Below are 4604 nucleotides of genomic sequence, written 5' to 3' on the forward strand. Positions count from 1 at the left end.
AAAGATCGGCTCAAACTGAAAAAATGAAATGACTGAGTCAGCCGAGAAGAATTTCCCCGCTTATTCGCACCTTCCTTGGCAATAAATAACAAGGGCGACCAGTTGGTCGCCCTTGTGTGATGGGCAGAAGCGCGGGCTCTGCCTATGAAGGTGACGGTTATTGCAAATCCGGGGGGGAATCTGGGACCCCCACCTTTTTGACAGCGGCGTATCCCTGTACTTGGCTTGAGAGGTCACTGCCCAGGGGGTGAGCCATGACCATTGCCCGTTCACGTCAAATCAGTTTGCAGGATACGCCTTACTACCACGTGGTCAGTCGCTGTGTGCGGCGGGCGTTTCTGTGCGGGGAGGATGCCCATTCTGGCCAGAGTTACGAACATCGGCGTCAATGGGTGGTCGACAAGTTGGGCCAATTGTCGCGACTGTTTGCCATCGGTGTTTGTGCCTATGCGGTGATGAGCAACCACTATCACCTGGTGCTCAAGGTAGAGCCCGATACTGCTGCCAGCTGGAGCGAGCGAGAGGTGGCCGAACGCTGGGCTGCGCTGTTCCAGTGGCCGCTGCTGATGCGACGTTGGTATCAGGGGGAATCCCTGATTGAGCCCGAGTTGTTGGTTGTGCAGCAACTGATAGGGGAGTGGCGCACGAGGCTCTATTCCATCAGCTGGTTTGTGCGGTTGCTCAACGAAACCCTGGCTCGGCAGGCGAATCGGGAAGACGGCTGCAAGGGCCATTTCTGGGAAGGGCGCTTCAAGAGCCAGGCCCTGCTCACCGAGTCAGCCCTGCTGGCCTGCATGACGTACGTTGACCTCAACCCGATACGAGCGGGATTGGCCGATCGGCCTGAGCAGAGCGATTACACCAGCCTCAAGCAGCGTCTCGATGGCGAGCAGCCCGCAGCTCCATTGCCACCCTTGTTGCTGCCGTTTGCCAACCAGCGTACATCGAATGGTCTGCCTTATGCCTTTACCGATTATCTGATGCTGGTGGACTGGACAGGTCGTGCCATCAGAGTGGACAAACGGGGCCATATCCCGGCATGTCTTGCCCCCATCCTGGCGCGGTTGGGGCTGGATGAGATTCGCTGGCTGAAGCAGGTGACGCTGTTTCGGCGCCGGGGCATCAGAGTGGTGGGTGACAGAGACCATTGCCAGCAGTTTGCCCGGCACTGTGGTCAGCGACGGTGTTATCAGCCCTCTCTTTAAACGGTCACTGCTTGCGTCATACAAGCTCTCGGTATTGCACCTGGTACCCTGTGTGAGTGCGTCCGGATTAGTCCTCTTTATGCCAGGACGCTTTCTTTAATTCCCTAATTTCACAAGAGCCATCGCCAATGCTCGGCGGCAAGATGCACGGGCTGCTGGATTGCAGCTTGCTCCAAAAGATGGCTGTCCCAAACAGGGAAGGCTTTGTTATCTTGCCGGATGTGTCGGCAAGGGGCGCGTCCCCCTGCATATCTTCCTGCACAGGAGTCATCAGATGACGATCAAAGCAAGATCCAGAAGAGAGAAGGTGGGCGGCGGGCTTGGCTTGCTGCTCGGGATCATAGTTTTCAACCTGATCGCGCCCCTGCTGTTTGAGCGTCAGGCTGGCTTTGATGGTATGCAGATGATCGGAGCCATGGTCAGCGCCCTGCTCTGTTCCGAACTGGGATCCCGAATCGGCAAGTGGCTCGATGTCAGAGAGCAGGCCAAGGAACTGGCGAAAGAGCCCGAATAGAAAGCGCCGGATGTTACCCTGTGCCATCCCATCCGTTACAAGGAGTCCCCATGCGCATTGCCCTCGTAGGTCTTGGCGATATCGCCCAGAAGGCCTATCTGCCGCTGCTCGCCAGCGACGAGCGAGTCACCCCGCTGCTCTGCACCCGGAGCCCAGCTGTATTGGATAAGCTGGCCCGCCAGTACCGGATCCCCGAGTGCTTTACCGAGGTGGAGGCGTTGCTGGCTAGCCGCCCGGATGCGGTGATGATCCACGCCGCCACCTCGGTGCACTTCGCGTTGGCCGAGCAATGTCTGCGGGCAGGCATCCCCACCTTTGTGGACAAGCCGCTCTGCTTTGATTACGCCGAGGCGGAGGCGCTCGCCAATCTCGCCATCGCGAAGGGCTGCCCGCTGTTTGTGGGTTTCAACCGCCGCTATCTGCCCGCCATGGGCGCCGCCCGTGCCCAGCCGCTCACCGAGCTTCACTGGCAGAAGCACAGACACTATCTGCCTGGGGCGCCACGCCAGTTCCTGTTCGACGACTTTATCCATGTGCTCGACAGCCTCTGCTTCTACGGCGGCGTGCCGGACGGGGATCTTCATGCCGTGCTGCGGCGCAGTGCGCAGGAGCCGGACATGCTGGTGAGCGCGAGCGTGGCCTGGCAGAGCGGGCAGGTGGCGGTGAGCGGCAGCATGAACCGCAGCGCCGGCATCACGGAGGAGCGCATCGACGCCTATGGCGACAACCTCTCCCTGCATATCGAGAACTGCACCCGGGGCACGTGCGCGCGGGACAAGGCCGTGCAGACCCTGGCACCGGACGACTGGCAGCCGGTGCTGGCGAGCCGGGGTTTCGTGGCGATGCTCGATCACTGGTATGGGCAGGTTGAGCTGGGTCGGGCCGACGGGGCGTTGATTGAGAGCTATCTGCACGGCCACCGGCTGGCGGAACGACTGGTGGCCCTGGCGGGGGAGTGACCCCGTCGCAACCGGCCGGCATAACTGGCCAGAGAAGCGGCAGACCACTGTACAAGATGGCGCATCCCTGCGCAGTCAGGCGACCTGGGCGCTGCCGCGCGAGCCAAGCGGGGGCGAGTTTGCTATCTTGGCCGCCATGAACAGCCTTCAACACAGCAGAGTCTCATGAGCATTATCTTGGGGATCGACCCCGGCTCCCGGATCACCGGTTACGGCGTCATCCGCATCGTCTCCGGCAAGGCGCAGTACCTGGGGTCGGGCTGCATCCGTACCGATCTGGGCGAGCTGCCGTCTCGCCTGAAGCAGGTCTATGACGGGGTGAGCGAGATCATCACCCAGTTCAAGCCGGACGAGTTCGCCATCGAGCGGGTCTTCATGGCGCGCAACGCGGACTCGGCCCTGAAGCTCGGCCAGGCCAGGGGAAGTGCCATCGTCGCGGCGGTCAATGCCAGCTTGCCGGTGAGCGAGTATTCGGCCACCCAGATCAAGCAGGCGGTGGTGGGCACCGGTGGCGCCGCCAAGGAGCAGGTGCAGCACATGGTGACCCATCTGCTCAAGCTCTCTGCCACCCCCCAGGCGGATGCGGCGGATGCCCTCGGGGTGGCGCTCTGCCACTTCCACACCCGTCAGAGCCTCATTCGCATGGCCGGGCGGGCCAGCGGATCGGTGCGCGGCCGTTATCGCTGATCCCTGGAGGAGGGCTACCCGGTGTTGGCAGGGGAGCGCCGGGTGCCGGAGCTGCTGGCAAAATCGCTGGTAGGGTCACAATCTGTCGCGTCCCTCCATAGGACTCCCGTGGAGAAGCGCACCGGGCGGGGGATATCTTTCTACTTTATCAATAACTTGTGACCTTCATCACATATCCGCGATGAGCCGGGTCGGTTTCGTCTTGCTCCGCCACACTCCCATAATATGGCGCCTGTTCAATAACAGTGTCCGTATGAGCCTTTCTGGCTCTCGTGTTAATCATCATGGGAGAGACAAGAGTGAAACCTTTTGCTGCTGAATTTATGGGAACCTTCTAGCTGGTACTGGGAGGCTGCGGGAGCGCCGTGCTGGCTGCCGCCTTCCCCAATGTGGGGATCGGCCTGCTGGGCGTCGCCCTGGCGTTCGGTCTGACCGTGCTGACCATGGCCTATGCCATCGGTCATATCTCGGGTTGCCACCTTAACCCGGCCGTGACCGTCGGGCTCTGGGCCGGTGGCCGCTTCCCGGCCTCCAACGTGCTGCCCTACATCGTGGCCCAGGTGCTTGGCGGGATCGTGGCAGGTGGCGTGCTCTATGTCATTGCCAGCGGACAGGCGGGTTTTGATGTGAGCGCAGGCTTTGCTTCCAACGGCTATGGCGAGCATTCCCCCGGTGGTTACAGCCTGCTGGCCGCACTGGTGTGTGAAGTGGTGATGACCGGTTTCTTCCTGTTTGTCATCATGGGGGCCACCGACAGCCGTGCGCCGGCCGGGTTTGCTCCCATCGCCATCGGTCTGTGCCTGACCCTCATCCACCTCATCAGCATTCCGGTGACCAACACCTCGGTCAACCCGGCGCGCAGCACTGGCGTGGCGCTTTTTGTCGGTGACTGGGCCGTGGGCCAGCTCTGGCTGTTCTGGGTTGCCCCCATTGTCGGTGCCATTCTGGGTGCATTGGCCTATCGTGTGATCGCCACGAAAGAGTGATGTGTTGCTAGTTAACGTGTGGTATCGACACGCCCCCGGGCGTGTTTTTTTATGCCTGAAGGAATACCGGGCAGGGCGCCATGCTGACGATAGGGTGCGGCATGATCACAGTCCCTTGGCGCTCAGCATCTCTTTGTAGCGCTGATGCAGCAGCTTGACCCGTTCCACATAGGCCCGGGTTTCGGCCAATGAGGGATGCCGCCGTGCTTGTACCGTACCGGTCCTACAACCCCTTGGCGCTCAGCATCTCTCT

5 protein-coding genes are annotated in these 4604 nt (G+C 61.2%); all 5 read left to right on the forward strand.

Translation table 11 applies throughout. The features are described from left to right. Positions 1 to 254: 254 nt before the first annotated feature. The 5 genes from PG879_RS11035 to aqpZ all read left to right on the forward strand — a co-directional run bounded on the left by PG879_RS11035 (position 255) and on the right by aqpZ (position 4351). Entirely contained in the window at positions 255 to 1205 is a 951-nt protein-coding gene (locus PG879_RS11035; RefSeq protein ID WP_125117422.1) for a transposase, read from the forward strand. Between the two features lie 274 nt (positions 1206 to 1479). Next, complete coding sequence (locus PG879_RS11040) at positions 1480 to 1719, forward strand: hypothetical protein (RefSeq protein ID WP_125117421.1); 240 nt, start codon at positions 1480 to 1482, stop codon at positions 1717 to 1719. 50 nt (positions 1720 to 1769) lie between these two features. After that, positions 1770 to 2678: a Gfo/Idh/MocA family protein gene (locus tag PG879_RS11045; RefSeq protein ID WP_052815889.1), complete on the forward strand. Its 909-nt coding sequence runs from the start codon at positions 1770 to 1772 to the stop codon at positions 2676 to 2678. Between the two features lie 165 nt (positions 2679 to 2843). Continuing rightward, positions 2844 to 3365, forward strand: a complete 522-nt coding sequence (ruvC, locus tag PG879_RS11050; protein WP_270830183.1) for a crossover junction endodeoxyribonuclease RuvC — start codon at positions 2844 to 2846, stop codon at positions 3363 to 3365. Positions 3366 to 3703: 338 nt separating this feature from the next. Beyond that, positions 3704 to 4351: an aquaporin Z gene (gene aqpZ, locus PG879_RS11055; RefSeq protein ID WP_232098092.1), complete on the forward strand. Its 648-nt coding sequence runs from the start codon at positions 3704 to 3706 to the stop codon at positions 4349 to 4351. Positions 4352 to 4604 lie beyond the last annotated feature (253 nt).

This window comes from Aeromonas sp. QDB63 (assembly GCF_027707425.1).
GTDB classification, from domain to species: Bacteria; Pseudomonadota; Gammaproteobacteria; order Enterobacterales; family Aeromonadaceae; genus Aeromonas; species Aeromonas caviae.

Bases quoted from the DNA above. Each gene is read 5' to 3' on its own strand.
- PG879_RS11035 (WP_125117422.1), top strand. From the start codon at position 255: ATGACCATTGCCCGTTCACGTCAAATCAGTTTGCAGGATACGCCTTAC.
- PG879_RS11040 (WP_125117421.1), top strand. From the start codon at position 1,480: ATGACGATCAAAGCAAGATCCAGAAGAGAGAAGGTGGGCGGCGGGCTT.
- PG879_RS11045 (WP_052815889.1), top strand. From the start codon at position 1,770: ATGCGCATTGCCCTCGTAGGTCTTGGCGATATCGCCCAGAAGGCCTAT.
- ruvC (WP_270830183.1), top strand. From the start codon at position 2,844: ATGAGCATTATCTTGGGGATCGACCCCGGCTCCCGGATCACCGGTTAC.